Genomic DNA, 25366 nt, shown 5'->3' on the forward strand with positions numbered 1-25366 from the left:
GTCAGGCGGGGCCGGCCGTCTGCCGGTGCGCCGGGGCGAAGGGCAGCGACAGCACCATGGTCAGGCCGCCGCCCGGGGTGTCCTCCGGGGTGAGCGTCCCTGCCATCGCCTCGGTCAGGCCGCGGGAGAGGGCGAGGCCCAGGCCGAGCCCGGTGGTGTTGTCGGTGTCGCCGAGGCGCTGGAACGGTTCGAAGAGACGGTCGCGGGCGTCGGGCGCGATGCCGGGGCCGCGGTCGACGACCCGGATCTCGACCCGGCCCGCGAGGGCGCTGGCGGTGACGGCGACCTTGCGCCCCTGCGGGGTGTGCCGGGCGGCGTTGCCCATCAGGTTGGCGAGGACGCGTTCCAGCAGGGGCGGGTCGGCGAGGACGGGCGGCACCTGCTGGAGGTCGCCGGTCTCGACGGCGGGCCCGCCGGGCGGCAGCGAGTCGAGCGCGGCGGGCAGCACCTCCTCCAGCGCGGTGGCCCGCAGGGCGAGGCTGACGGCGCCGGCCTCCAGGCGGGCCATGTCGAGGAGGTTCTCCACGAGCCGGTTCAGCTTGGCCATGGACTCGTCGGCGGTGGCGAGGAGTTCGGCCCGGTCGCCGTCGGAGAACTCCACGTCGGCGCTGCGCAGCGAGGTGACGGCGGCCCAGCCGGCGGCGAGCGGCGTCCGCAGATCGTGGCCGACGGCGCGCAGCAGCGCGGTCCGCATCCGGTCGGCGGCCCTGACCGGCTCCACCTCGGCGGCGGCCTCGGCGAGCCGGGCCCGCTCCACGGCGGCACCGACGTGCGCGGCGAACGCGGCGAGGACGCGCCGCTCGGAGGCGGGCAATTCCCGCCCATGAAGGATCAGCTGGCGCCCGGGACCGGCGTCCACGGCGGTCAGGAAGGAGCCGGTGGCCGCGGGCCCCGTCTCCACCAGCTCCGCCGCCTCCGCCCCGAACGCCTCCCGGGTCCGTTCCAGGAGGGCCGGGATCGTCGCGCCGCCCCGCACGATCGTTCCTGCCAGGGACGACATCGTTTCGGCCTCCGCGGTGGCGCGGGCGGCGCGGCGGGAGAGGCGCAGGGAGCGGTCGACGACGGCCGCGACGGTGGCGGCGACGACCGCGAAGACGGCGACCGCTATCACCGCGTTGGGGTCGGTCAGTGTGAAGTGGCCGATGGGCGGGATGAACCAGTAGTTGAGGAGCAGCGACGCGGTGACCGACGCGACGACCGCGCAGGCGACTCCCCCGATGCAGGCCACGCCCACCACGGCGAGCAGGAAGAGCAGCGCCGTGCTGGTGAGGTCGAGGTGGGCGCGGGCTCCGTCCAGGTCGAGGAGGAGGGTCAGCGCGACGGGCAGCAGCAGCCCGGCGACCGGGCCCGCGACCCGGCGCGGCCTCGACAACGTACGCCTGCGCGACGGCAGCAGCGTGCCGCGGCCCGCCCGTTCGTGGGTCACCGTGTGGACGTCGATGTCTCCGGAGAGTGCGACGACGGTCTCGCCGGTGCCGCGCCCGGTGAGGAACCGCTCCAGCCTGCGGCGGCGGCTGGTGCCGAGGACGAGCTGCGTGGCGTTCTCGGCCCGCGCGAACTCCACCAGGGCGCTCGCCACATGGTCGCCGACGACGGAGTGGTAGCTGCCGCCGAGGTCTTCGACGAGACGGCGCTGCCGGGCGAGCGAGGCGTGCGAGGTGCCGGCGGCGAGTCCGTCGCTGCGGGCGATGTGCACGGCGAGCAGGTCGCCGCCCGCGGCCCGGTCGGCGATGCGGGCCGCACGCCGGATCAGGGTGTCGCCCTCGGGCCCGCCGGTCAGCGCGACGACCACCCGCTCGCGGGTCTCCCAGACCCCGCCGATGCGGTGCTCCGAGCGGTACGCGACCAGCGCCTCGTCGACCCGGTCGGCGACCCAGAGCAGCGCCAACTGCCGCAGGGCGGTGAGGTTTCCGGGACGGAAGTAGTTGGCGAGGGCGGCGTCGACCTTCTCGGGGGCGTAGACATTGCCGTGGGCCATGCGGCGGCGCAGCCCCTCGGGCGGCAGGTCGACGAGCTCGATCTGGTCGGCGCGGCGCACGACCTCGTCGGGGACGGTCTCGGCCTGCGGCACCTCGGTGATCTTCTCGACGACGTCGTTGAGGGAGGCGAGGTGCTGGATGTTGACGGCGGTCACGACGTCGATCCCGGCGGCCAGCAGCTCCTCGACGTCCTGCCAGCGCTTGCGGTGGCGGCCGTCTCCGGGCACGTTCGTGTGCGCGAGTTCGTCGACGACGGCGACGTCGGGGCGCCGGGCGAGCAGCGCGGTGACGTCGAACTCGGTGAAGTGCCCGCCCCGGTACGTGCACGGGGTGCGCGGCAGTTGTTCGAGACCGTCGAGCATGGCTTCGGTGTGCGGCCGCCCGTGGCACTCGGCGACCCCGACGACGACATCGACACCGCGCCGGGCCCTGCGCCGCGCCTCGTCCAGCATCCGGTACGTCTTGCCGACGCCCGGGGCGGCCCCCAGGTAGACCTTCAGGCGGCCTCGCCGCACCTCGCTCATGTCTCCAAAGAAAGCAACGCGGGACCGGATCGGTCCCGTGTCCTGTCGCATCCTTGGCGGCTCCTTGGCGGGCACCGCGGGCCGATTGACACTGCCTTGACGGGCGGTCGCCCGATAGGGTGAAGGCGGTGTGCCGGGAAGTCTGGTCGGCGAGGGGCCGTGGTGGCCCGATTTCGGCTGAAGGCTCGGGGGCAGGCATGCGCGGCGTCGGTACCGTCCTGGCACTGGTGGTCCTCGCCACGGTCGTGGCGACGTTCGCCCGCCGCTGGCGCATTCCCGCGCCGTCCCTGCTGGTGGTGGCGGGTCTGCTGGTCGCGCTGACACCGGGCGCCCCGGACATCGAGATCAGTCCGGAGCTGATCGCCCTGGTCGTCCTGCCGCCGCTGCTCCACGCGTCCGCCGAGGAGCTCTCCTGGCGCGAACTGCGGCTGGTGTGGAAGCCGGTGGGCATCCTCGCGATCGGGCTCGTGCTCGCCTCGGCGGCGGCGGTCGGCGCGGTGGCGTCCCTGATCACCCCGCTGTCGTGGCCGATGGCGCTGGTGCTCGGCGCGGTCCTGGCGTCCACCGACCCGGTGGCGGTCACGGCGCTCGGCCGGCGCCTCGCGCTGCCGCCGAAGGTGCAGGTCCTCGTCCAGGCGGAGAGCCTGTTCAACGACGCGACGTCGCTCGTCCTGTTCCGCGTCGCGGTGGGCGTCGCCGCGGCGTCCGCGGCGGCCGGGGCCGGCTCGGCCGTCGGGGAGTTCGCGGTGCTCGCGGGCGGCGGGACCGTGGCGGGAGCGGCCCTCGCCGGCGTCGTCACGCTCATCAGACGGCGCACCGAGGACCCCGTCCTGGAGACGGTGACGGCGCTGGTGACGCCGTACGCGGCGTACGTCCTCGCGGAGGCGGTGCACACGTCGGGGGTGACCTCGGTGGTCGTGGCGGGGGTGGTCCTCGGCTCCGGGGCCGACCGGCTCACCAACGCACCCATAAGGCTCCAACTGCACGCGGTCTACGGCACGTTGGTCTTCCTGCTGGAGTCCGTGGTCTTCAGTCTGATCGGTCTCGCGCTGCCCTCTCAGGTGCGCGCGCTGCCCGACGGCGACCGCGCCTGGCCGCTGTACGCGCTCGCCCTGGCGGCCACCGTCGTCGGTGTCCGGCTGCTGTGGCTCGCGCCGCTGTCGGCGGTGGTGCAGCGCCGGGTCGGCATCGCCCGGATGAGCTGGCGGGTGCCGGTGGTCCTCACGTGGGCGGGCACCCGTGGCGTGATGCCGCTGGCGGCCGCCCTGTCCGTCCCGGTGACGGCCGCCGACGGCAGCCCGCTCGCGCACCGCCCGCTGGTCCTCGTCCTGACGACGTCGGTGGTCGTGGTGACGCTGGTGGTGCAGGGTTTCACCCTCGCCCCGGTCGTCCGCCGTTCGGGCATCGCCCTGGAGCCCGACCACACGGAGCGCGAGGAGGCCGGTGCCCGCTGCAGCCTGGCCCGCGCGGGCATCCGCAGGCTCGACGAGATGGCCGACGTGGAGGCGGCGCCCGACGTCGTGGTCGACCGGCTGCGCCGGGCACTGGCCGCGCGCCTGGAGTCGGCGCAGGAACGCCTGGGCGACGCCGACAGCGACGGCGGCCCGGCACCCGACTCGTCCGATCTGGTCTACCGCCGGCTGCGCCGCGACCTCATCACCGTGGAGGCGGCCGAACTGCGCCGCCTGTACGACGAGCACCGCATCAGCGACACCACGCGGCGCCGGCTTCAGCGCTCGCTGGACCTGGAGGAGGCGCGGCTCACGGGTGCGTGACCGCGCGCAGCAGGTCGTCGAGGGCGTCCAGGACGGCGTCGGGCCGCTCGGTGTGCAGCCAGCCGTGCCCGGCGTCGTCCAGGACGTGGTGGGTGCCGCGCGGGGACTCCGCGGCGAGTTCGGCGTGCAGGGTGCGCTTGGCCTCGGCGACCTCGCCGAGCAGTGCGGCGGGCCACAGCGCGGCCTGGGTGGGGTCGTCGCCCGCGGCGGTGAGCACGGTGAGCGGGACGTCCGGGGTGGCGGGGGCGGCCCGCAGTTCGCCGGCGACCTGCTCGTAGAGGTTCTCGCTCTCGCGGCCCGCGGTGCGGTAGGTGGCGAGGTGCCGGTCGGCGAGCGGGCCGCGTACGGCATCGGGCCAGGCGGCGAAGTGGACCAGCAACTGCGCGTGGGCGGCGGCCAGTTGGGCCTCGGTGGGCTCGGTCTGCTGCTGTCGGTCCAGTTGCGCCGTCATGGCGTCGAGGTGGTCGCGGGCCGCCTGCGGCACCCGGCGCCACAGGTCCTCGTGGAACGGGTCGAGGAGCAGCAGTCCCGCGACCTCGGCGGGGTGCAGGCGCGCGTAGTGGCGGGCGTAGGCGCCGCCGAGCGAGTGGCCGACGAGCAGGTACGGGCCCGGCACACCGGCCTCCCGCAGCAGTACGCGCAGTTCGCCGACGACCTCGGCCGCGGTGCGCGGCAGCGCGTCGGCGCCCTCGCTCCAGCCCGTGCCCGCGCGGTCGTGGAGCACGCTCGTGGTGCGCTCGGCGATGCGCTCGTGGAGGCCCAGATAGTCGAGGCTCATCATCCCGGCCCCGGCGAGGACCACGACGGGCGGGCCGCCGGAGCCGGAGCGGTACAGCATCAACTGCCGCCCGTCGACGGCGACATGGCGGCCGAGCGGCGGCTGCGGCACGGGCATGGAGTCCCCCTGACTCTGCTCGCATCTCGCGCGAGCACTCTCACGTTCTCAACTTTGAGAAAGGTATCAGCCATGAGATCGTACGCCTATGGACACGGTCGATCTCCTCCTCCACCCGGTGCGGATGCGCCTGGTGCACGCCCTGTCCGGTGACCGGACCCTCACCACGTCGCAGCTGTGCGCGCTGCTGCCCGACGTGTCGAAGGCGACGGTGTACCGGCACGTCGGCGTGCTCGCCGACGCCGGACTGCTCGACGTCGCGGACGAGCAGCGGGTGCGCGGCGCCGTGGAGCGCACCTACCGGCTGCGCAGGGAGCGGGCGGTGGTCGACGGGGAGGCCGCGGCCCGGGTGACGCCCGACGAGCACCGGCGGATCTTCGCGGTGGCGACGGCGACGCTGCTCGCCGAGTTCGGCGCGTACCTGGACCGGGAGGACGCCGATCCGGTGGCCGACCAGGTCGGCTACCGGCAGCACGCGATCTGGCTGAGCCCGGCCGAACGGGCGGAGCTGATCGAGGAGTTGCGGGCCGTGCTGGTCCGCCGCATCGGCAACGCGCCCGCCCCGGACCGGGTACGCCACGTCATCAGCCCGATCCTGTTCCCGACGGCGGAGCCGCCCGCTGGCGGAACTCCTTGAGCCGCGGCCGCGAGCAGCAGACCGCACGCGCCGGGGAGCGCGCCGGTGAGTTCGGCGCGGCCGGCGCTCACGGACGCGGTGAAGTGGGCCCGGTTGATGGCGGTGACCTGGTCCAGGGCCTTCATCCAGGCCAGGAAGTGGGCGTGGGACGTGCCCGGTCGCCAGCCCATGCAGAACTCGGCGGCCTCCCGGCGCCGTCCGCACCTCGAAGCCCGTACAGCTTCTGGGCCTTGGCGAAGAAGCGGTCCTCGTACGAGGTGCGCCGCTCCTTGTCCAGGAGGTAGCGGCTCTCGTCGGCGTTGGCGTCGTACGCGATCGCGCGGGCCCGCGCCAGGGCGACGACCGAGTCGAACGCGTCGCGGCGGGCCCCGCGCAGCTGCGCGGAGTCCGCGGCCAGTGCCTGGGCGCCGACGGTCACGGCGAGCAGGGCGCAGAGGGTCGCGGCGAGCAGCCCGGGGTTGAGGACGCGCCGGAAGCGGCGGGCGACGTACCACTGGAGCCGGACGAGCACGACGCGACCGGCGACGCGACAGCGGGCGCGGGTACGGGGACCCCGGAGCGACGAGCGGCCTGAACCGCGCGCGCTCGCACCATATGTGATGGCACGTCAGGAGGCGGCGGGGCCCGCCGTCTCCTCCGCGAAGCTGCGGGTGTCCAGGCGCAGCCGCCACAGGTTGCGCCGGTGGGCCGCCGCGAGGTCGGCCTCCAGTGGGGAGGGCGGCACGGCGAGTACCGGGCAGCCGGCGTGGGCCAGGCAGTAGCGGCTCACCGAGGGCCGCAGCACCCGGTGCAGCGTGCCCCGGTGTCCGGCGCCCACCACGAGGAGGTCGTCCTCCCGGTCGGCGGTCTCCACCAGGACGCGGCCCGGGTGCCCCTGGGCCAGCAGCGCGCGCAGCACGACCCCGGCGCCGTCGGGGAACACCTCGCCGAGGGTGGTGAGCAGGGTGCCGCGGGCGAGCTCCTGCCAGTCCTGCGCGGGGAGTGCGACGGCCGGGGCGCGGCGGGCGCACAGGACGCTGCCGGGGGCCTGCCAGGCGAGCACGGGCCACAGTTCGGCGCCCCGGTGGCGGGCCTCGGCGGCGGCCCGGCGCAGGGCCGTGCGGCTGCCCGACTCCCCGTTCACGCCGACGACGACACGGGGTGCCCGGGCGGCGGCGGCCGCATCGGAAGGGACACCGGACATCGCTTCTCCCCCTGTCATGTCGACCGCCTTCCCGTGAACGCCCCGCCGACAGCCCGCCGGAGGGCGCGGAGCCCGGGGCCCCGCCGTCCATCCCATCCCCACCGGCCGGGCCCGTACCAGCCCGGGCGGCAGTTCTTGGCGCGGCTCTGACGAGGGACGGGTCCGTGCGGCGCGCGCACCGTCACCATCGCGTCAGCGTCACCACGTTCCACGTCAACATCCCGTCAGGTGCGTTCCCGGCGCCCGGGTGAGCGGGCATAGCGTCCTGGACGGGTCCCGGCCGGCCGTTCCTCGGCCGGGGCCCGGACCACCGCGTACCCCCAACTGCCGTTCCCAGGCCGGGGGGTGCGCCCGAGACGCCGGATCCTCCAGGAGGCATCCCATGACCGAACCCCTGTACTGCGAAGACCCGGAACCCGCTGATCGGTTCCCGGCCGGACCTCTCTACGTGCCCGTCCGGCCGGGCCCGCTCGGGCACGCCGCCCGGCTCTTCCGCACCCCGCTCGGCGACCGTACGGCCGTCGGCTTCACCTCCGAGCGGGCGCTGGCCGGGACGCTCGGCCCCGGCCAGCCGTGGATCCGGCTGGCCGAGCCCGCCCTGCGCGCCCTCGCGGCGCCGCTCGGGGCCGCCCGCGTGACCGTGGACCCGCAGCTCACCGCGCGGGCCCCGGGGCGGCACGCCCCGGTCCCGCGCCCGGCGTCCGGCGCGCTGTCGCACCGGATCGGCTGAGGGGGCACCACGATGACCACCACGCACGCCTCCCCGGCGCCGGCCGTCGGCGCGGAAGACCTGTCGGTGTGGCCCGCCTCCGCCGCCGAGCCGCGCCCCGGCGAGCTGTCCGTCGGCGCGGTGGCCCTCTCCGCGGTCGCGGAACGCTTCGGCACCCCCGTGTACGTGCTCGACGAGGGCGAGGTCCGCCGCCGCTGCCGGAGCTACCGGGCGCTCTTCCCCGAGGCCGAGATCCACTACGCGGCCAAGGCGTTCCTGTGCCGGGCGATAGCCCGCTGGATGGACGAGGAGGGCCTCGGCCTCGACGTCTGCTCCGCCGGTGAGCTGGAACTCGCCGTCGCCGCCGGGTTCCCCGCCCACCGCATCGTCCTGCACGGCAACGCCAAGACGCCGCACGATCTGCACGAGGCGCTGCGGTACGGCGTCGGGCGCATCGTCATCGACAGCCCCTCCGAGATCGCCCGGCTCGCCGCGGCCGTCGGGCCGCAGGGCCGCCAGCGGGTGATGGTCCGTGTCGTGCCCGGGATCAGCGCGGGCGGCCACGACAAGATCCGCACCGGCACCGAGGACCAGAAGTTTGGCCTGTCCGTCTCCGACGGCTACGCGCAGCACGCCATCGCCCGGATCCTCGACCAGCCGCAGCTGGAACTGACCGGACTGCACTGCCACCTGGGTTCGCAGATCACCGACGTCAAGCCGTTCCTGTCGGCGGTGCGCCGGATGGTCGGCCTGATGGCGCGGCTGCACGAGCAGCACGGCCTGCTGCTGCCCGAACTCGATCTCGGCGGCGGGCACGGCGTCGCCTACCGGCCGGGCGAACCGGCCCTCGACCTGCATCGGCTCGCGCGCCGGGTGCGGGCCGAACTGTCCGAGGCGTGCGCGGCGGCCGGACTGCCCGTGCCCCGCCTGATCATCGAGCCGGGCCGCGCCATCGCGGGCCCGTCCGGCGTCGCGCTCTACCGCGTCGTCTCCGTCAAGCGGACCGGCGGCCGGACCTTCGTCGCCGTCGACGGCGGCATGAGCGACAACCCCAGGCCCGCGCTCTACGGGGTGCGGTACGCGCCACGTCTGGTGGGCCGGGCGGGCAGCGCGGCCCGGACGCCGATGACGGTGGTGGGCCGGCACTGCGAGGCCGGCGACGTGGTCGCCGCCGACGCCCCGCTGCCCGACGACCTCCGGGCCGGCGATCTGCTCGCCGTGCCCGTCGCCGGGGCGTACCACCTGTCGATGGCCTCCGACTACAACATGGTCGGCCGGCCGCCGGTGGCCGCCGTCCGCGACGGCCGCGCCCGGCTGCTCGTGCGCCGCGAGTCCCTGGAGGACCTGCGGGGCCGCGACGTGGGCCTGTAGGTACGAAGGCCGCACGAAGAACCGGGTGTACGGCTTCGGCAAAGTTCCATGATCTTCCTGCGAAAGGAGGAGCGTCCCGCCTAGGGTGCGGAGCGTTCGATTTATCGCTCACTCATTCGTATCCGAACGCGCCCGCCCGTAAAGGAACCCCCCATGAAGGAACGCCGGTACCGCATCCTGGTGACCGGTTACGCGATCTCCTCCTACGGCACATATCTGAACCTGGTCGCGCTCAACCTGTACGTGTACGCCGTCACGGACCGGGCGCTCGCGGTCGGTGTGTTCATGGCGGTGCGGCTCGCCGCCGGGTTCCTCGCGGGGCTCGGGGCCGCCGCGCTGCTCGCCAGGTGGGCGGCGAAGCCGGTGATGTTCTGGGCCAACGTGCTCCAGGCGGCCGCGCTGGTGCTGCTGGTCTGCGCGCCGGACGGGATGCGCACGGCGGCCCTGTTCCTGGTCTCGGCGGTGGTCGGCGCGGCAGGCACGTTCTTCATGGTCGCCTTCCGCAGTTCGATCCCGGACATGGTGGACGAGGGGCGGACCACGTGGGCCAACTCCCTGATGGTCAGCGGCCGTTCGATGGCGATGGTCGTCGGGTTCGCGTCGTCGGGCGTCGTGGTGTCGCTGCTCGGGTACACGGCCGCGTTCCTCGTCGACATGGCGACCTTCCTGGTCTGCGCGGGAACGGTGGCGCTGCTGCCGCTCGCCGCGCGGGCCGGGACGGAACGGGGAGGGGCACAGGAAGGGAAGCGGGAGAGCGCTCCCGGCAAGGCGGCCGGGCGGCGCTCGCCGGGCGCGCTGGCCGCGCTCGCGACCGCTCCCGTCATCGCCCTGATGGTCGCGCTGCGCGGCATCGACGCGCTCGGCTCGTCCTCGCACAACGCGGCGCTCCCGGTCTACTCGACCCAGTCGAACGCCGACCGGCCCGCCGTGTTCGTCAGTGTCTTCTGGTGCGTGTGGGCGCTGGGCAACGTCCTGGTGCAGCAGGTGCTCCAGCGCTGGGTGAAGCGCGACGGGCGTTCGGTCGGAGCGCTCGGTTTCGGCCTCGGCACGATCGCCATGTCGGGAACGTTCATCCTGGCGTTCGCCGGGTTCCCGTGGGCGGCGACGGTCGTGATCGCGCTGCTCGCGGGTGCGGCGGACGGGGTCACCGAGGTCTCGTACAGCTCGCACCTGCAGACGCTCCCCGCGGGCCTGCGCACGCACGCCTTCGGCCTGTCGGCGACGGTGGAGAACCTCGGTTTCGGTGTCGGCATGATCGCGGTCTCGGCCGCTCTGGACGCGTTCTCGCCGCTGTCGGTGGTGGGGGTCGCGCACGGGGTGGCGATCGTGGTGGCCGTGGTGTTCGTGGCGCAGGTGCTGCGGCAGCGGCGTACCGCGTCCGTCGAGGTGCCGGGAGGTGACGATGCGGGACCGGCGCGTGGCGGTCGTCGGGATGGCGCTGAGGTTTCCGGGAGCTGACACCCCGGACGCGTACTGGCGGGACATCGCGGCGGGCGTGACCCACGTACGCCGGTTCACGGACGCCGAGTTCGCCGCCGCCGGGGTGCCTCAGGCGGCGTACAAGGATCCGGAGTTCGGCGGGGCGAGCGCGCTGCTGCACGGCATCGACGGGTTCGACGCCGCGTTCTTCGGCATGAGCGGACGCGAGGCGACGGTCACCGATCCGCAGCAGCGGCTGTTCCTGGAGTGCGCGTGGCACGCCCTGGAGGACGCCGGGTACGCGGGCACGGCCGCCCGCGTCGGGGTGTACGCGAGCATCGGCTACCGCCTGTACTCGCTGCACAGCTATCTCGCCCGGAACATCGGCACCTCCGTGCCCGCCGACGACTGGACCGCCGTGAAACAGGTCCAGGTCGGCAACTACCCCGACTTCACCGCGAACCGGGCCGCGTTCCGGCTCGGCCTGAACGGTCCCGCGGTCAATGTGGCGACGGCCTGCTCCAGCGCGCTCGTCTCCGTGCACCTGGCCTGTCAGGCGCTGTACGCGGGCGACGCGGACCTCATGCTGGTCGGCTCGGCGGCGCTGCATCTGCCGCAGATCACCGGGCACCGCCATGTGCGGGGTTCGACGATCTCGCCGACCGGGGCGGTGCGGGCCTTCGACGCGGCGGCGGACGGCACCGTCGGCGGCAACGGCGTGGCCGCCGTGCTGCTCAAGCCCCTGGAGAAGGCGCTCGCCGACGGGGACACCGTGCACGCCGTGATCCTCGGCTCGGCGGTCACCAACGACGGCGCGGACAAGAGCGGCTTCGCGGCGCCCGGGGTGGCCGGGCAGCGGGAAGCGGTGCTCGGCGCGCTGGCCGCGGCGGACGTGCCGGCCGAGTCGGTGCGGTATCTGGAGGCACACGGCACGGGCACGTTCAAGGGCGATCCGATCGAGTTCGCGGCGCTGACCGAGGCGTTCCGGCGGCACACCGACCGGGCCGGGTTCTGCGCCCTCGGCTCGACGAAGCCCGCGATCGGGCATCTGGACAGCGCGGCGGGGCTCGCCGGGCTGATCAAGGCGATCCTGGTACTGCGGCACGGTGTGGTGCCGCCACTCGTCAACTTCACCCGCCCCAATCCCCGACTGGGCGTCGAGGAGAGCCCGTTCACGCTGCCGCGCCGGGCCACGCCCTGGCCACGGGACGCCGACGGGCCGCGGCGCGCGGGCGTCCACTCGATCGGCATGGGCGGCACGAACGCCCACGTGATCCTGGAACAGGCCCCGCCCGCTCCGGCCCGGACGCCGTCCGCGCCGCCGCCTCCCCTGCTGCCGCTGTCGGCGCGGGACCCGAAGGCGCTGGCGGCGACCGCCCGCGCCGTCCGCGACACCCTCGTACGCGCATCAGGAACGGGCCCCGAGCCCGCCGACCTGCTGACGACGACCGCGCTCGGACGCCGCCACCACGCGCACCGCCTCGTCGTGACCGCACCCGGCACCGAGGGCCTGGTCGCGGGGCTCGACGCGTTCCTCGCGGGACGGCCCGACCCGTCCGCGTTCCGTACGGGCGTGGTCGAGGGGTCCGCCGCGCCGGTGTTCCTCTTCAGCGGGCAGGGCGGCGCCGTGCCGGGGATGGCGGGGGCGCTCGCCGAGCGGTTCCCGGTGGTCGCCGAGACGCTGCGGGCCTGCGCCGCGGTCCACCGGCGGGTCACGGGGGACCCAGGGAAGACGGACTTCACGGAGCGCCTGGTCGCGGGCGCGGGCCCCGGCCGGTGGGACACGGCGTTCGCGCAGCCCGCGCTGTTCGCGTTCCAGGTCGCGCAGGTCCGGCTGTGGGAGTCGTTCGGGGTGCGGCCCGGGGCCGTCGGCGGGCACAGCGTCGGGGAGTACGCGGCGCTCTGCGCGGCCGGTGCGCTGTCCCTGGAGGACGGGATGCGGCTGCTGTGCCGCAGGGGCCGGCTCATGCAGGACACCGGGCCGGGGGCGATGCTGGCCGTCTTCGCCCCGTACGAGCGGGTGCGGGCGCTGCTCGACGAGGCCGGGCCCGGGCTCGAACTCGCCGTGCTGAACGGGCCCGCCCACCATGTCGTCGCCGGGCGCCCCGAAGCGGTCGAGGCGGCCCGGGCGCTGCTGGCGGATGTGCCGTGCGAGCCGCTGCCCGTCGACCGGGCGTTCCACACGGCCCTGCTCGACCCGATGCTCGACAAGCTGCGCGAGGCCGCAGCGGACGTCGACCTGCGCCCGGTGGACACCGAGTTCGTGTCGGGCCTCGACGGCACCGTGCACCCGCCGGGCTGGCGCCCCGACCCCGCGTACCTGGTCCGGCAGGCCCGCCGCCCCGCCGACTTCCACGCCATGCTGCGCGCGCTCGCCGGCCGGGACGTGCTGGTGGAGCTGGGGCCCGGCGCCCCGCTCACCGGGATGGCCCGCCGGGCGCTGCCAGATGTGCCGTGTCTGCCGACGCAGGGCCGGGCCCCCGGCGTCGCCGGCGTGTGGCAGGCCGTGGCCGGTCTGCACTGCGCCGGCGTGCCCGTCGACTGGGCGGCGCTCACCGCCGGCAGCGGCGGACGCCGGATCCCGCTGCCCGCCTATCCCTTCCAGCACCGCCCCTACTGGACGGGCCCCGCACCCGCACCCGAACCCCCTGTGGAGGACGCAGTGACCGATCGGCCCGAGGACCTGGCCGTGCTCGACCGCGTACGCGAGCTGACCGCCCACCATCTCGGCTTCTCGACGGACGAGGTGGCGCCCACGCAGACCTATGTGGGCCTCGGCGCCGACTCCCTGCAACTCATCGGCATGCTGCGGCAGTTGGAGGCCGAGTTCGACGTGCGGATCGCCATCCGGGAGATCCTGGAGGAAGCGGGAACCCCGGAGCTGACGGCCCGCCTCATAGCCGAGCGGCGTGAGCGGCCGCTGCCGGTGCCCGAGGCCCAGGTGATCACCCCCGCCAAGGAGCCCGCCCCGCAGCCGCCGCAGACGCCGCAGACGCCGACGGAGTTCGCCACCCGCGCCGAGATCGCCGAACTGACGCGCCAGATCAACCTGTTGGCCGAGACGCAGGCGGCGATGCTCACCCAGCTGTCGGAGGCGGTGGCCCTGCTCGGCGGCGAGCGCGCCGGCCGCGCCGCCCGATGACGACGACCGCGGCGGACCGCGCCGCACAGCTGTCGCAGGCCCTGACGGACCAACTGGCCCGCACCAGGGCGCTGCTGGAAGGGGAGGACGCGGGCACCGAACCCGCGGACCGGCGGACCGCGACGGCCGGGCCTGCCGTGCACGGACCCCGCGTGATCGTCCCCGAGAACTCCGGCATGGCGGGCGACGGGGCCGACGAGCGGCAACGCGCCCACGCCGCCGACCTGGCCCGCAGGCTCACCGAACGCACCGCGAAGTCGAAGGAGTTGACCCAGCGGCAGCGTTCCGTGCTGGCCGACAGCCGGGCCGTCGTCGGGTTCCGGCGGGCGACGAAGGAGACGCTGTATCCGCTGGCGGCGCGTTCGGCGCGGGGCGCGGGCCTGGTCGACATCGACGGCAACGCGTACACCGACATCACGATGGGCTTCGGCGCGCTGCTCCTCGGGCACGAGCCGGAGTGCGTGACCGAGGCGGTGCGGGCGCATCTCGGCGACGGGCTGCGGTTCGGGCCGCGCGCGGTCGAGGCGGGCGAGGTCGCCGAGCTGCTCGCCGGTCTGACCGGCATGGAGCGGGTGGCGTTCGCGAACTCGGGCACCGAGGCGAACTCGGCCGCGATCCGGCTCGCCCGCGCCGCGACCGGCCGCGACCGCGTCGTCATGTTCCGCGGCTCGTACCACGGACACGTCGACTCGGTGCTGGGCCGGCCAGGGCCCGACGGCGGCCGGGCCGTGCCGGTCTCGCGCGGCATCCCAGCGAGCGCCGTCGCCGATCTGCTGGTCCTGGAGTACGGCAGCCAGGAGGCCCTGGACACCATCGACGCGCTCGGCGACACCATCGCCACCGTCGTCGTGGAGCCCGTCCAGTGCCGCAACCCCGGCCTGCGTCCCGTCGCATTCCTGCGCGCGCTGCGGGAGTTGACGCGCAGGCGCGGCATCGTGCTGCTCTTCGACGAGATGCTGACGGGCCTGCGCCCGCATCCGCGCGGCGCCCAGCACCACTTCGGCGTGGTCCCGGACCTGGCCACGTACGGCAAGGCGCTCGGCAGCGGATTCCCCGTCGGGGCGATCGCGGGCCGCGCCGACATCCTGGACGGGGTCGACGGCGGCTTCTGGCGCTACGGCGACGACAGCCGCCCGGAGGCCGAGACCACCTTCTTCGGCGGCACGTACTTGCAGCATCCGCTGTCCATGGCCGCCGCCAAGGCCGTGCTCACGCATCTGACGGCGGAGGGCCCCGGGCTCCAGGAGCGGCTCAACGCCCGGACGGACGCGCTCGCCACCGACCTCAACGCCTTCTTCCGCGACGAGGAGTTCCCGCTGGAGCTGGCCCACTTCGGGTCCATGTTCCGGTTCACGCACCGCGCCGACATGGAGCTGCTCTACCAGCATCTGCTGCTGCGCGGCATCTACGTGTGGGAGTGGCGCAGCTTCTATCTGTCCACGGCGCACACGGACGACGACGTGGAGCGGATCTCGGAGGCGGTGAAGGACTCCCTGCGGGAGCTGCGCGCGGACGGCGGTTTCTTCCCGGAGCGGCGCCACAGGCCGAGCAGTGCGCCCGCGCGGCCCGAACAGCCGCGCCCCGCACCGGACTTCGGCATCTACTTCTTCGGCGACTACCCGGAGGACGAGAGCACGGAAGACGAGAGCACGGAGGGCGAGGGCGCCGAGGGCGCCGCCGACCCGTACGACCGGATCGTGGAGACCGCACGTTTCGCCGACGAGCACGGCTTCAGCTCGCTGTGGGTCCCCGAGCGGCACTTCCACTCCTTCGGCGGGCTCTTCCCTAACCCGGCCGTGCTCGCCTCGGCGCTGGCCCGGGAGACGCAGCGGATCAGGATCAACGCGGGTTCCGTCGTGCTGCCGCTGCACGACCCGGTGCGGATCGCCGAGGAGTGGGCGGTCGTGGACCGGCTCTCCGGCGGCCGGGTCGGGCTGGGCTGCGCCACCGGCTGGCACGCGCAGGACTTCGCGCTGCACCCGGAGCGGTTCGCCCGGCGCAAGGACATCGCCTTCGAACATCTCGACGCGGTACGGGAGTTGTGGCGCGGGGGCAGCGTGCGCCGCGAGTCGGGCGACGGCCGCCCGATCGACGTGACGACGCATCCGCGGCCCGTGCAGGAGGCGCCGCCGATGTTCCTGGCGACGTCGGGGCGGAAGGAGTCGTACGAGGAGGCGGCCCGCCGCGACCTCGGTGTCGTCACCAACCTGATGAACCAGACCGTCGCCGAACTGGCCGCGAACATCGCCCACTACCGGGCCGCCCGCGCCCGGCACGGCCTGGACCCGGACGCGGGCCGCGTCACCGTCCTGCTGCACACGTATCTCACCGACGACCACGCCACCGCGCGGGCGCAGGCCCGCGAGCCGATGACCCGGTATCTGCGCTCCTCGCTGCAGATGCGGTCCGCGGCCGGCGCCGTCGCGACGGGCGAGCGGGACGTGGCGGAGGCGAGCGAGGCGGACCTGGAGTACCTGTTCCTGCGGGCCTACGACCGGTACTGCGACGAGCGGGCGCTGATCGGTACGCCCGAGACGTGCGCCCCGGTCGTGGCGGCGCTGCGCGCGGCGGGCGTCGACGAGATCGCCGCGCTGGTCGACTTCGGGATGCCCGCGGAGCTGATGCGCTCCGGCCTCGACCACCTGGCCGCGCTGCGGGAGGCGACGGCCGCCGCGGACGTGACCGCGCCCGCGACCGCCGCCCAGCGCCGGCTCTGGCTCGCCGCTCAGCTGGTCGGCGACCCGGCCGCGTACAACGAGGTGCAGGCCGTGCGGCTGCGCGGCCCCCTCGACGTACCGGCCCTGACCGCCGCCGTCGACGCCCTCGTGGCCCGGCACCCGGGCCTGCGCACGGTGTTCCGCGCGGGCGGCGCCGACGGACTGCTCCAGCAGGTCGTACGGGCCGGGCTGCGTGCCCCCGTGGAGGTGACGGACGCACGGGACCTCCAGGACCCGGAGGCGGCGATCGCGGCCGCCCTGCGCGAGGCCAGCACCCGCCCCTTCGACCTCGCCGAGGGCCCGCTGTTCGCGCCGCGCCTGCTCGTGCTGGCCGACGACGACCACGTGCTCCTGCTCGGCCTGCACCATCTGATCACCGACGGGCACTCGGCACGGCTGCTCGCCGACGACCTCCAGGAGCTGTACACGGCGCGGGTGGAGGGGCGCGCGCCGCGTTTCGCCGACCCGGCGGGCACGACCGTCGGAGCCCGTGAACTCCCGGCCCAGGTAACCGACTTGGAGTGGTGGCTGAAGCGGCTCGATCCGCTGCCGCCGCTGCTCGCCCCGCCCACCGACCGGCCGCGCGGCCGCCGGGTCTCCGGGCACGGCGCGGCGGCCGAGGTCGCCCTCGACGCGGCGCGCACGGCCGGGGTGCAGGAGTGGAGCGGGCGGCAGGGCGTCACCCTGTTCGCGACACTGCTCACCGCCTGGCAGCTGGTGCTGCGCGAGCGCACGGGCCTGGACGAGTTCGTGATGGGTTCGACGTTCGGGCGGCGCGCGCCCGGGGCCGCGCACACGGTCGGCTTCCACGCGGCGGTGCTGCCGCTGCGCGCGGAGCTGACCGACGCGATGACGGTGACCGAGGCCGTACGGGCCACGCGAGACGCCCTGTTCGATGCCGAGCGGCATCAACAGGTCGATCTGGACGCGCTGTTGACGCGGCTGCATCCCGATCCGGGGCATCCGCGTCCGCTGGTCACCGTCTCCGCCGACCTGGACACCGCGCCGCTCACCCGGATCGCGCTGCCGGGCCTGACCGCGGGTGATGTCGCGGGCGGCACCACGTCCTCGCCCCTCGAACTCGCCCTCATGGCCGTGCGCACCGCGTCCGGCCTGCGACTGCGCGTCCGCTACGACGCCGACCTCTTCGACGGGGCGACGGTGCGCGGCTACCTCGCCGATCTCGAACGGGTGCTGTGCGCCATGGTCGAGGACGGCGTGCGGACCGTTCGGGAGACCCGGCCCGCACCGGCCGCCGCCCACGGGGGCGCGCCCGAGGCGCTGCGGGCCGTCTGGCAGTCGGTGCTGGGGGTCGACGAGCTGCCCGACGACGCCAACTTCTTCGATCTGGGCGGCAATTCGATCACGGCGATCCGGCTCGTGAACCGGGTGCGGGAGGAGCTGCGCGCCGAGATCGCGCTCGCGGACTTCTTCGCCGACGCGACGCTGTCGGCGATGGCCCGCCAACTCGCCCCTCAGGAAACGGAGTCGGAGCCCGACACCGCGTCGGGGCCGGGCGAGGAGGTCGTGGACCGCGCGCCCGTCAGCCCGCAGCAGGACCGGATGATCGCCGCCCACCACGCCTTCCCGCAGGCCCAGGTGTGGAACGTGCCGACGCGCGTACGGCTCAGGGGCGCGCTCGACACGGACGCCCTGCGCACCGCCCTCGCCGGTCTGATCGAACGTCACCACGCGCTGCGCACTCGGTTCGTGCGGGACGCCGAAGGGGCCTGGCGGCAGGAGGTGCTGCCCGCGCCGCCCCCGGCCCTGCGGATCGACGACCTGTCGCGGCTCGGCCCGGAGAAGGCGGGCGAGCGGGCGGAGGCGATCTGCCGGCGGATGGCCGCCCAGCCGTTCGACCTGGCCGAGCCGACGGTGCCGCGCTCACGCCTGATCAAGGTGGCGGACGACAGCTGGGTGCTGATGTTCGTGCTGCACCACGCCAGCGCCGACGGCTGGTCCCACTCGGTGCTCATGTCGGAGCTCGCCGAGCTGTACACGGCCGCGGCGGCGGGCCGGGCACCGCGGCTCGCGCCACCGTCCGCGCAGGCACCCGACTACGCGCGCGAGCAGATATCCGCGCACGACCCGGCCGACGAGGAGCGGCGCGCCGCGTTCTGCGCCGCCTACCTGGACGGCGTGCCGTGCCGCCTGGACACGCCCACGGACCGGCCGCGCCCCGAGACGCTCAGCGGCGACGGCGGCACCGTGCGCGGCACCGTGAGCGCCGAAGTCCGCGCCCGCATGGAGGAGTTGGCGGCGTCGGTGCACCAGACGCCGTTCGCGGTCGCCGCCGCCGCGCTGGGCGTGCACCTGGCGCGGATCTCGGGCGAGCGGGACGTGCTGCTCGCCGTCCCGTACGCCAACCGCGAGGGCACGGCCGCCGAAGCACTGGTGGCGATGGTGTCGACGTCGGTGATGGTGCGGGTCAGGGTCGAGCCGGGCGAGTCGTTCGCCGAGCTCGTCGCCCGGATCGGCGCCGAGGCGCTCGCCGTGATGGCGAACGTGCTGCCGACCTCCCGCATCATGCAGGCGATGCGGGACGCGGGCGCCACCGAGGTGCCCGACCGGGTGCCGAACGTGCTCGCCTTCCAGAACTACCCGGACACCGACATCGAGCTTCCCGGGCTCGACGTCGAGGTCGAGGACCTGGCGCCGCCCGTCGCCCGCGCCGAGCTGGTCTTCGGGCTCTCGCCGCGCCGCGACCCGGCGCTCGGCCTGCGCACCTTCCTGGAGTACTCGGCCGACCTGTGGAACGACACCACGGCCGGGGAACTCCTGTCCTCCTACGTCGCGTTGCTCGGGGAGCTGTGCGCGCACCCCGGGCGTCCCGTCGCGGCGACGCTCGAACACCCTCACCCCTTGCCCCAGGAGGCGGACACCGTATGACCCTGCCCACTCAGGCCGAACACGTCGAGGACCTGCTCGCCTTCCTGCGGGAGAGCCCGTCGCCGTACCACGCGGTGGCGTCGGCGGTGCGGCGCCTGGAGAAGGCCGGCTTCACCGAGCTGACCGGCACCGAGGAGTGGACGGGCCACAGCGGCGGCCGCTACCTCACCAAGGGCGGCGCCCTGCTCGCCTGGTACGTGCCCGAGGGGACGCCCGCGCACGCCCCGTTCCGCATCATGGGCGCGCACACCGACTCCCCCAACCTGCGGGTGAAGCCGACCCCGGACACCGGCAGGGCGGGCTGGCGGCAGGTCGCCGTGGAGATCTACGGCGGCGTCCCGCTCAACACCTGGCTCGACCGGGACCTCGGCATCTCGGGTCGTCTCACGCTGCGCGACGGCACCCGGACGCTCGTGCACATCGACGAACCGCTGCTGCGAGTACCGCAGTTGGCGATCCACCTGGACCGGACGGTGAACGAAGGGCTCAACCTGGACCGGCAGCGGCAGACGCAGCCGATCTGGTCGCTCGGCGACACGCAGCGCGGCGCGCTGCTCGGCCGGGTCGCGCACGAGGCCGGGCTCGACGCGGCCGACGTGCTCGGCTGGGACCTGATGCTGCACGACGTGCAGCCGCCCGGACTCCTGGGCGCGCACCGGGAGTTCGTGGTGTCGTCGCGCCTGGACAACCTGGTGTCGGTGCACGCGGGTGTCACCGCGCTGCTCGCCGCCGCCACGACGGCGGCCCCCGACCGGGTGCCGGTGCTCGCCGCGTTCGACCACGAGGAGATCGGCAGCGGTTCCGAGACCGGCGCCCAGGGACCGCTCCTGGAGCGGGTGCTGCACCGTTCGGTGGCGGCGCGCGGCGGCAGCGGCGAGGACTGGGAGCGGGCGCTCGCGGGCGGCCTGTGCGTCTCCGCCGACATGTCCCACGCGGTCCACCCGAACTTCACTGACCGGCACGACCCCGACAACCACCCGCTGCCGAACGACGGCCCGGTGGTGAAGGTGAACGTGAACCAGCGGTACGCCACCGAGGGCACCGGCTACGCCGCGTGGGCCGCCGCCTGCGAGCGCGCGGACGTGCCGTGGCAGCGGTTCGTGTCGAACAACGCGATGCCGTGCGGCACGTCGATCGGCCCGATCACGGCGGCCAGGCTCGGCGTGACGACGGTCGACGTGGGCGTGCCCGGCCTGTCGATGCACTCCGCGCGCGAGCTGGTCGGCGCCGACGACCCGGGCCATCTGACGCGTGCGCTCGCCGAGTTCGTGTCGGCCGGGTGAGGCGGCGATGCCGGTGAGGACGTACGCGCTCAAGGGCGCGGACCCGCGGGAGGCGGCGTGGCGGGTGCTGCTCGTGCCGCACGCGGGCGCGGGCGCGGCGGCCGGGGCGGCGTTCGCGTCGCACGCCCCGGCCGACTGGGCGGTGGCGACGGCGCGCCTTCCGGGGCGCGAGTCGCGGGTGCGGGAACCCGTGGGCGGGCTGCCGGGGTTGACGGCGGACGTCGTCGCGACGGCCCGCGCGCTGCCGGGCACGGCGCCGCTGCTCGTGGTCGGTGTCTGCTCGGGCGCGGTGCTCGCCCTGGAGGCCGTACGGGCGTTGCAGCGCGACGGCGACGTGCCGGTGGCCGGGTTCGTGGCGGTGTCGCAGTGGGCGGTCACCGAGCGGCCGGACCCGGGTCGCCGGCTGCTGCGCGACACGGACGACCGGGCTCACGTCCTGGACATCCTGCGGGAGTTCGGCGGGGTGCCCGAGGCGCTGGCGGCGAACGAGGAGATGCTCGCGCTGCTGCTGCCGTCGATCGTGGCGGACATGCGGGCGGTCGAGGAGTACAGCTCGTCGCCCGACCCGCGCCTGGAGTGCCCGCTCCTGACGGTGTTCGGCGACGAGGACCCGCTGTGCCCGCAGGAGCGCACCGAGGACTGGGAGCTGTTCGCCACCCGCACCCGGACGGTGTGGCTGCCCGGCGGGCACATGCTGCTCACCGACGAGCCGGCGCTCCTCGCGGACGCCGTCGCGGGGAGCCTGGACCACTTCACGGAAGGCGTGCCCGCGTGATGCGCATCGACGCCCTGCTCCTGGAGCGCTGGGACCGCGACCCGGCGCTTCCCGCCCTGATATCGGGTGAAACCGTCGTCACCATGGGCGAGTTGAAGTCCCGTGTGCTGCGCTGCGCCGCCGCGCTGCGCGCCCGCGGGGTCGGCCCCGGCGACCGGGTCGTGGTCCACCACGAGCGGTCGGTGGAGTTCTTCGTGGCGCTGCTCGGCGCGGCGTTCGCGGGCGCCGCGCACGCCGCGCTCGACCCCGCCGACCCGCAGGACCGGGTCCGGGCGACGACCGAGGACTGCGCCCCGCGCCTCGTCCTCACCAGCGCGTCGCTGCGGGACCGCTTCGCGGGCCTCGCCGACGTGCTCACGCCCGAGGAGTGCGCGGCGCACCCGGCCGACCCGGCCCCGGCCCTCGACGCGTCGCCCGGCGACCCGGTGGTGATCATCTACACCTCGGGCTCGACGGGCCGCCCCAAGGCCGCCCTGATCAGCCACGACGCGCTCGCCTCACGCATCGACGCCCTCCAGTCCACGCACCGCATGGACGAGCACGACCGGATGATCCACCACACGGCGTGCAGTTTCGACATGTACCTCAGCGAGACGTACTGGCCGCTGCTGGCCGGGGCCACGGTCATCGTCGCGGAACCGGGCCGCCAGCGCGACGCCGACTACCTGGCCGCCCTCATTCACGACCACGCCGTCACCACCTTCTACTGCGTCGTCTCGCTGCTCGACCTGTTCCTGCTGGCCCGTCCGCAGAGCGAGCGCTACGACGGCATCCGCCAGGTCCTCACCGGCGGCGAACCGCTCAGCCCCGACCTGGTGGCCCGCTTCCACGCCCGCTCCACGGCGTCGCTGACGAATCTGTACGGGCCCAGCGAGTGCACGATCTACTGCACGTACTGGATCTGCCCGCGCGACCCTGATCCGGCGGCGGTGCTGATCGGCGGCCCGGTCCTCGGCACCGAGCTGCGGATCCTCGACGCGGCGGGCACGCCGGTGGCGGAGGGCGAGCCCGGCGAGCTGTACATCGGCGGCGCGGGGCTCGGCCTCGGGTATCTGCACCGGCCCGAGCTGACCGCGGACCGCTTCGTGACGACGCCGTACGGGCGGCTGTACCGCTCCGGCGATCTGGTGCGGGTGGCCGGTCCCGACGGCGCCCTGGAGTTCCTGGGCCGCGTCGACCGGCAGGTGAAGATCCGCGGCATCCGCATCGAACCGGCCGAGATCGAGGCGACGGCGGTCGGCTGCGCGGGGGTCCGGCAGGCGGCGGTCGTGGCGTACGGGACGGGTGCGGACAAGGCGCTCGCCGCGTTCGTGGTGCCCGAGGACGGCGTGCCCGTGCCGGACGGTCTCGGCGCCACGGTCCGCGAGAGCCTGCGCGCCCGGCTCCCCCACTACATGGTGCCGCGCACGGTCGAGGTGCTTGACGCCCTCCCGCTGACCGCGAACGGCAAGCTGGACCGGGCGCTCCTGGAGAAGCGGGCGGCGTCGGCACCGGCGCCGCGCCCCGCGGCCCCCGCAGGACCCGACCTCGCGTCGCTGGTGCTCGCCGTCTGGCGCGAGGTGCTGGCCGTCGACGAGATCGCCGACGACGACGACTTCTTCGACCTGGGCGGCGACTCGTTCAAGGTCGTCGAGGTCGTGGAGGCGCTGCGCGCCCGGCTCGCCCTCGACATCCCGCTCTCCGCGCTGCTGCACGAGCCGACACCGGAGTCGTTCACGCGGGAGCTGCGCACACTGCGGGAGGCTGGACGTTGAGCGCCGAACCCACGCCCCGGATCCGCTCCTTCGCGGACCTCGCCGGACCCGGCATCGACCGGCACCGCCCGGTGGTCACCCTGTTCAGCGGCGGCCTGGACAGCACGTACCTGCTGCACCGGCTCGCCGAGGCCGGCTTCACCGACGTGCACGCCTTCAGCGCCGACCTCGGCGCGGGCGAGGACGCCGACGAGCTGCGCCACACCACGGAACAACTGGGCGTGCGGCTGCATCTGGTGGACGCCCGGCAGACCTTCGCCGACGCGTTCGTCCGCCCGGCGATCGCCGCGCAGGCCGTCTACCTGGACACGCACCCGGTCAGCTCGTCCCTGAGCCGCCCGCTGATCGCCCGCCTCGCCCTGGATCTCGCCGAGGAGCTCGACGCGGCGGCGGTCGTCCACACGGCGAACCCGTCCCAGAACACCCTGCGCCGCCTCAACGGGGCCCTGCGTCTGCTCGACTGCCGTGTCGCGTACGGCAGTCCGTACGATCTCGAACCCGTCGACCGGGCCCGCAAGACCCGCGAGCTGGAGGCGGTCGGCCTGCCGCACCTGAGCAAGCGGGTGGCGAGCGTCGACGCGAACCTGTGGTGCCGCGAGTTCGAGTCAGGGGTCCTCGACGACCCGGAGGAGCACACGGTCCCCGAGCACCTGTACACATGGACGGCCCGCCGCGCCGAACCCCCCGCCGACGAGACCGTGGAGATCACCTTCACGCGGGGCACCCCCACGGCCCTGGACGGCGCCCCGCTCCCCCTCACCACGCTGATCGACACGCTCAACCGCAGGGCGGGCGCGCACGGCATCGGCCGCTACAGCGGTCTTGAGCATCTGCCCGGCGGCCACAAGGTCCTCGAACTGCGGGAGATGCCCGCGGCGGCCCTCCTCCTGAAGACCTACCGCCATCTGGAGACGGCGACCCTCGCCGCCGAGACGGTCCGCGAGAAGATGCACCTCGAACAGCTCTGGGTGCGCGAGGCCCTTGAGGGCCGCTGGTACGGCGAACTCCGCACCGCCTGCGACGCTTTCATCGCCGGTTGCGCCGCCCGTGTCACCGGCACCGTGCGCTGGCACCTGTCCCGGGGCGGGGCGCAGACGCGGGCGATCAGGGCCGAGGAGCCGTTGTACGTACGCGACCGGGAGGAGTGGGAGCGGACGCGTCAGGCGCGCTGAGGACCGGCCGTCAGCCGGCCTCCCCGGTGGTCTCCTGCTCCCACTTGTCCCGCCGCACGTAGGGCAGGCCCTCCTGGACGACGTCGCCGGTGCGGGCGAAGGCGGCGTCGAGCTCGTCGGGCGTGCCCCGGTCCGCCTCGCCGGCCGGCCAGCACCTCGGGCGCCTCGAACACGGCGGCCTGGTCTGGGAGTTCGCCGCCGCGCAGGACGAGGACCGGGTGTACCGGGCCGGCCCGGTGCTCGAACTCGCCGCGCACTCGCAGTCGTGGGTCTCCCGGCCGCGCGCGGCGGCGCTGCCGCATCCGCACCGCGGGGTGGACCTGCTGGACGAGACGGCGAACGTCACGGTCCGCACCGGCGACACGGCCCGCTTCATCGCGAGCGTCGCGGGCCGCCGCCGGGCGCTGCGGGTCGGCCTGCGCGAGGGCATGGCCTTCCCCGCGCACCGCACCACGTCGGGCCCGCTGCTCCTCGCCGAACTCTCCGACGGGGACCTGGAGAAGGTGTACGCGCCCGAGTGCCACCCGGACCGCCCGGCGGAGCGCCCCGACCTGCCCGCGCCGCGCAGAGAACCGCGCCGCCTGCGCCGCAACGGCTTCGCCGTGCACCGGGAGCGCCCGGAACGCGGCCTGGCGGCCGTCGGCGTCCCGGTCCGCGCCCCCGACGGCACAGCCCTGGCCGGTCTCTCGGTCTCGATGCCCACGGTCCGCTACGGCCCGGACCGCCTCCAGCCCCTGGTGACGGCCCTGAACGCGACGGCGCGGGCCCTGGAGACGGACCTGGCGGAGCAGCTCCGAAGGTGCCTGGTGCCCGTCAGCGCCGCCCCTTCACCCGCTCCACCCCGACGACCCCGAGCGCCGCGAGGCCGATCTGGATGGCCAGTTCGGTCCAGTCGACGCCCGGAGTGTCCGCCACGTCGAAGGCGCCGGCGACGGCCGTGCCGGCGAGCGCGGCGACGATGCCGACCAGGAGCGTCCACCCGATGCCGATGCGCTGGCGCCCGGGGATCACCAGGCGGCCCAGGATGCCGATGACGATGCCGATCACGATCGCGGTGAAGATGCCGGAGATCTCCATGCCGTACGCCTCCCGTCGCTGCCCCGTCCCTCCCGTAACCGTGCGGCCACGGGACCTCGGCACGG

17 protein-coding genes and 1 pseudogene are annotated in these 25366 nt (G+C 74.7%); 12 read left to right on the top strand and 6 right to left on the bottom strand.

Going from position 1 to position 25366, the window contains the following annotated elements; genetic code table 11:
* Window position 1: 1 nt before the first annotated feature.
* The gene (locus J3486_RS31010; RefSeq protein WP_207826320.1) at window positions 2–2503 is read right to left on the bottom strand and encodes an ATP-binding protein; all 2502 of its coding nucleotides are present in this window, start codon (window positions 2501–2503) and stop codon (window positions 2–4) included.
* Between the two features lie 197 nt (window positions 2504–2700).
* Between J3486_RS31010 and J3486_RS31015 the strand changes: the two genes are divergently transcribed.
* Window positions 2701–4278 carry a Na+/H+ antiporter gene (locus J3486_RS31015; RefSeq protein ID WP_207826322.1) on the top strand — a complete coding sequence of 526 codons (1578 nt, stop codon included), beginning with the start codon at window positions 2701–2703 and terminating at the stop codon, window positions 4276–4278.
* On the opposite strand, the gene J3486_RS31020 is transcribed toward J3486_RS31015, so the two are convergent.
* Entirely contained in the window at window positions 4265–5173 is a 909-nt protein-coding gene (locus J3486_RS31020; RefSeq protein ID WP_207826324.1) for an alpha/beta fold hydrolase, read from the bottom strand. The two genes, J3486_RS31015 and J3486_RS31020, sit on opposite strands and share 14 nt — an antisense overlap.
* A gap of 88 nt (window positions 5174–5261) precedes the next feature.
* On the opposite strand from J3486_RS31020, the gene J3486_RS31025 reads away from it, so the two are divergent.
* The gene (locus J3486_RS31025) at window positions 5262–5810 is read left to right on the top strand and encodes a helix-turn-helix domain-containing protein (RefSeq protein WP_207826325.1); all 549 of its coding nucleotides are present in this window, start codon (window positions 5262–5264) and stop codon (window positions 5808–5810) included.
* A 121-nt stretch (window positions 5811–5931) separates the two neighbouring features.
* On the opposite strand, the gene J3486_RS31030 is transcribed toward J3486_RS31025, so the two are convergent.
* Together J3486_RS31030 and J3486_RS31035 are read right to left on the bottom strand one after the other, a co-directional pair.
* On the bottom strand, window positions 5932–6321 hold the full coding sequence (locus J3486_RS31030; RefSeq protein WP_207826327.1) for a hypothetical protein: 390 nt from the start codon (window positions 6319–6321) through the stop codon (window positions 5932–5934).
* 96 nt (window positions 6322–6417) lie between these two features.
* Complete coding sequence (locus J3486_RS31035; protein ID WP_207826329.1) at window positions 6418–6993, bottom strand: universal stress protein; 576 nt, start codon at window positions 6991–6993, stop codon at window positions 6418–6420.
* 382 nt (window positions 6994–7375) lie between these two features.
* On the opposite strand from J3486_RS31035, the gene J3486_RS31040 reads away from it, so the two are divergent.
* From J3486_RS31040 to J3486_RS31080, 9 genes are all read left to right on the top strand, one after another.
* Complete coding sequence (locus tag J3486_RS31040; protein WP_207826331.1) at window positions 7376–7723, top strand: SAV_915 family protein; 348 nt, start codon at window positions 7376–7378, stop codon at window positions 7721–7723.
* Between the two features lie 12 nt (window positions 7724–7735).
* Window positions 7736–9073, top strand: coding sequence for a diaminopimelate decarboxylase (gene lysA, locus J3486_RS31045; RefSeq protein ID WP_207826333.1), 1338 nt, complete (start codon window positions 7736–7738; stop codon window positions 9071–9073).
* Window positions 9074–9226: 153 nt separating this feature from the next.
* The gene (locus J3486_RS31050; RefSeq protein WP_207826334.1) at window positions 9227–10531 is read left to right on the top strand and encodes an MFS transporter; all 1305 of its coding nucleotides are present in this window, start codon (window positions 9227–9229) and stop codon (window positions 10529–10531) included.
* Window positions 10476–13634: a type I polyketide synthase gene (locus J3486_RS31055; RefSeq protein ID WP_207826632.1), complete on the top strand. Its 3159-nt coding sequence runs from the start codon at window positions 10476–10478 to the stop codon at window positions 13632–13634. The genes J3486_RS31050 and J3486_RS31055 overlap by 56 nt, the downstream gene beginning before the upstream one ends.
* Window positions 13631–19240 (top strand): MupA/Atu3671 family FMN-dependent luciferase-like monooxygenase, encoded by a 5610-nt coding sequence (locus J3486_RS31060; RefSeq protein WP_207826335.1) that lies wholly within the window; start codon window positions 13631–13633, stop codon window positions 19238–19240. The genes J3486_RS31055 and J3486_RS31060 overlap by 4 nt, the downstream gene beginning before the upstream one ends.
* Entirely contained in the window at window positions 19237–20523 is a 1287-nt protein-coding gene (locus J3486_RS31065) for a M18 family aminopeptidase (protein WP_207826336.1), read from the top strand. Before J3486_RS31060 ends, J3486_RS31065 begins: the two co-directional genes overlap by 4 nt.
* A gap of 7 nt (window positions 20524–20530) precedes the next feature.
* Window positions 20531–21298: a thioesterase II family protein gene (locus J3486_RS31070; protein WP_207826337.1), complete on the top strand. Its 768-nt coding sequence runs from the start codon at window positions 20531–20533 to the stop codon at window positions 21296–21298.
* Window positions 21298–23052 (top strand): amino acid adenylation domain-containing protein, encoded by a 1755-nt coding sequence (locus J3486_RS31075; RefSeq protein WP_207826338.1) that lies wholly within the window; start codon window positions 21298–21300, stop codon window positions 23050–23052. The genes J3486_RS31070 and J3486_RS31075 overlap by 1 nt, the downstream gene beginning before the upstream one ends.
* Window positions 23049–24224 carry an argininosuccinate synthase-related protein gene (locus J3486_RS31080; protein ID WP_207826339.1) on the top strand — a complete coding sequence of 392 codons (1176 nt, stop codon included), beginning with the start codon at window positions 23049–23051 and terminating at the stop codon, window positions 24222–24224. Before J3486_RS31075 ends, J3486_RS31080 begins: the two co-directional genes overlap by 4 nt.
* A 10-nt stretch (window positions 24225–24234) precedes the next feature.
* On the opposite strand, the gene J3486_RS44435 is transcribed toward J3486_RS31080, so the two are convergent.
* Window positions 24235–24654, bottom strand: coding sequence for a hypothetical protein (locus tag J3486_RS44435; protein WP_229378953.1), 420 nt, complete (start codon window positions 24652–24654; stop codon window positions 24235–24237).
* Between J3486_RS44435 and J3486_RS44440 the strand changes: the two are divergent.
* A pseudogene (locus tag J3486_RS44440) lies at window positions 24653–24940 on the top strand (IclR family transcriptional regulator C-terminal domain-containing protein); the annotation flags it as partial. The gene J3486_RS44435 and the pseudogene J3486_RS44440 sit on opposite strands and share 2 nt — an antisense overlap.
* Before the next feature lie 97 nt (window positions 24941–25037).
* Here J3486_RS44440 and J3486_RS31090 read toward each other — a convergent pair.
* Window positions 25038–25301, bottom strand: coding sequence for a GlsB/YeaQ/YmgE family stress response membrane protein (locus J3486_RS31090; RefSeq protein ID WP_207826634.1), 264 nt, complete (start codon window positions 25299–25301; stop codon window positions 25038–25040).
* Between the last annotated feature and the right edge of the window lie 65 nt (window positions 25302–25366).

It is taken from the genome of Streptomyces sp. VRA16 Mangrove soil (genome assembly GCF_017377775.1).
Classification (GTDB): domain Bacteria; phylum Actinomycetota; class Actinomycetes; order Streptomycetales; family Streptomycetaceae; genus Streptomyces.

Coding starts and splice junctions, on each gene's coding strand:
- J3486_RS31035 (WP_207826329.1), bottom strand. CDS start 6,993: ATGTCCGGTGTCCCTTCCGATGCGGCCGCCGCCGCCCGGGCACCCCGT.
- J3486_RS31070 (WP_207826337.1), top strand. CDS start 20,531: ATGCCGGTGAGGACGTACGCGCTCAAGGGCGCGGACCCGCGGGAGGCG.
- J3486_RS31050 (WP_207826334.1), top strand. CDS start 9,227: ATGAAGGAACGCCGGTACCGCATCCTGGTGACCGGTTACGCGATCTCC.
- J3486_RS31015 (WP_207826322.1), top strand. CDS start 2,701: ATGCGCGGCGTCGGTACCGTCCTGGCACTGGTGGTCCTCGCCACGGTC.
- J3486_RS31040 (WP_207826331.1), top strand. CDS start 7,376: ATGACCGAACCCCTGTACTGCGAAGACCCGGAACCCGCTGATCGGTTC.
- lysA (WP_207826333.1), top strand. CDS start 7,736: ATGACCACCACGCACGCCTCCCCGGCGCCGGCCGTCGGCGCGGAAGAC.
- J3486_RS31010 (WP_207826320.1), bottom strand. CDS start 2,503: ATGAGCGAGGTGCGGCGAGGCCGCCTGAAGGTCTACCTGGGGGCCGCC.
- J3486_RS31075 (WP_207826338.1), top strand. CDS start 21,298: ATGCGCATCGACGCCCTGCTCCTGGAGCGCTGGGACCGCGACCCGGCG.
- J3486_RS44435 (WP_229378953.1), bottom strand. CDS start 24,654: ATGCCCTCGCGCAGGCCGACCCGCAGCGCCCGGCGGCGGCCCGCGACG.
- J3486_RS31060 (WP_207826335.1), top strand. CDS start 13,631: ATGACGACGACCGCGGCGGACCGCGCCGCACAGCTGTCGCAGGCCCTG.
- J3486_RS31025 (WP_207826325.1), top strand. CDS start 5,262: ATGGACACGGTCGATCTCCTCCTCCACCCGGTGCGGATGCGCCTGGTG.
- J3486_RS31090 (WP_207826634.1), bottom strand. CDS start 25,301: ATGGAGATCTCCGGCATCTTCACCGCGATCGTGATCGGCATCGTCATC.
- J3486_RS31055 (WP_207826632.1), top strand. CDS start 10,476: ATGCGGGACCGGCGCGTGGCGGTCGTCGGGATGGCGCTGAGGTTTCCG.
- J3486_RS31065 (WP_207826336.1), top strand. CDS start 19,237: ATGACCCTGCCCACTCAGGCCGAACACGTCGAGGACCTGCTCGCCTTC.
- J3486_RS31020 (WP_207826324.1), bottom strand. CDS start 5,173: ATGCCCGTGCCGCAGCCGCCGCTCGGCCGCCATGTCGCCGTCGACGGG.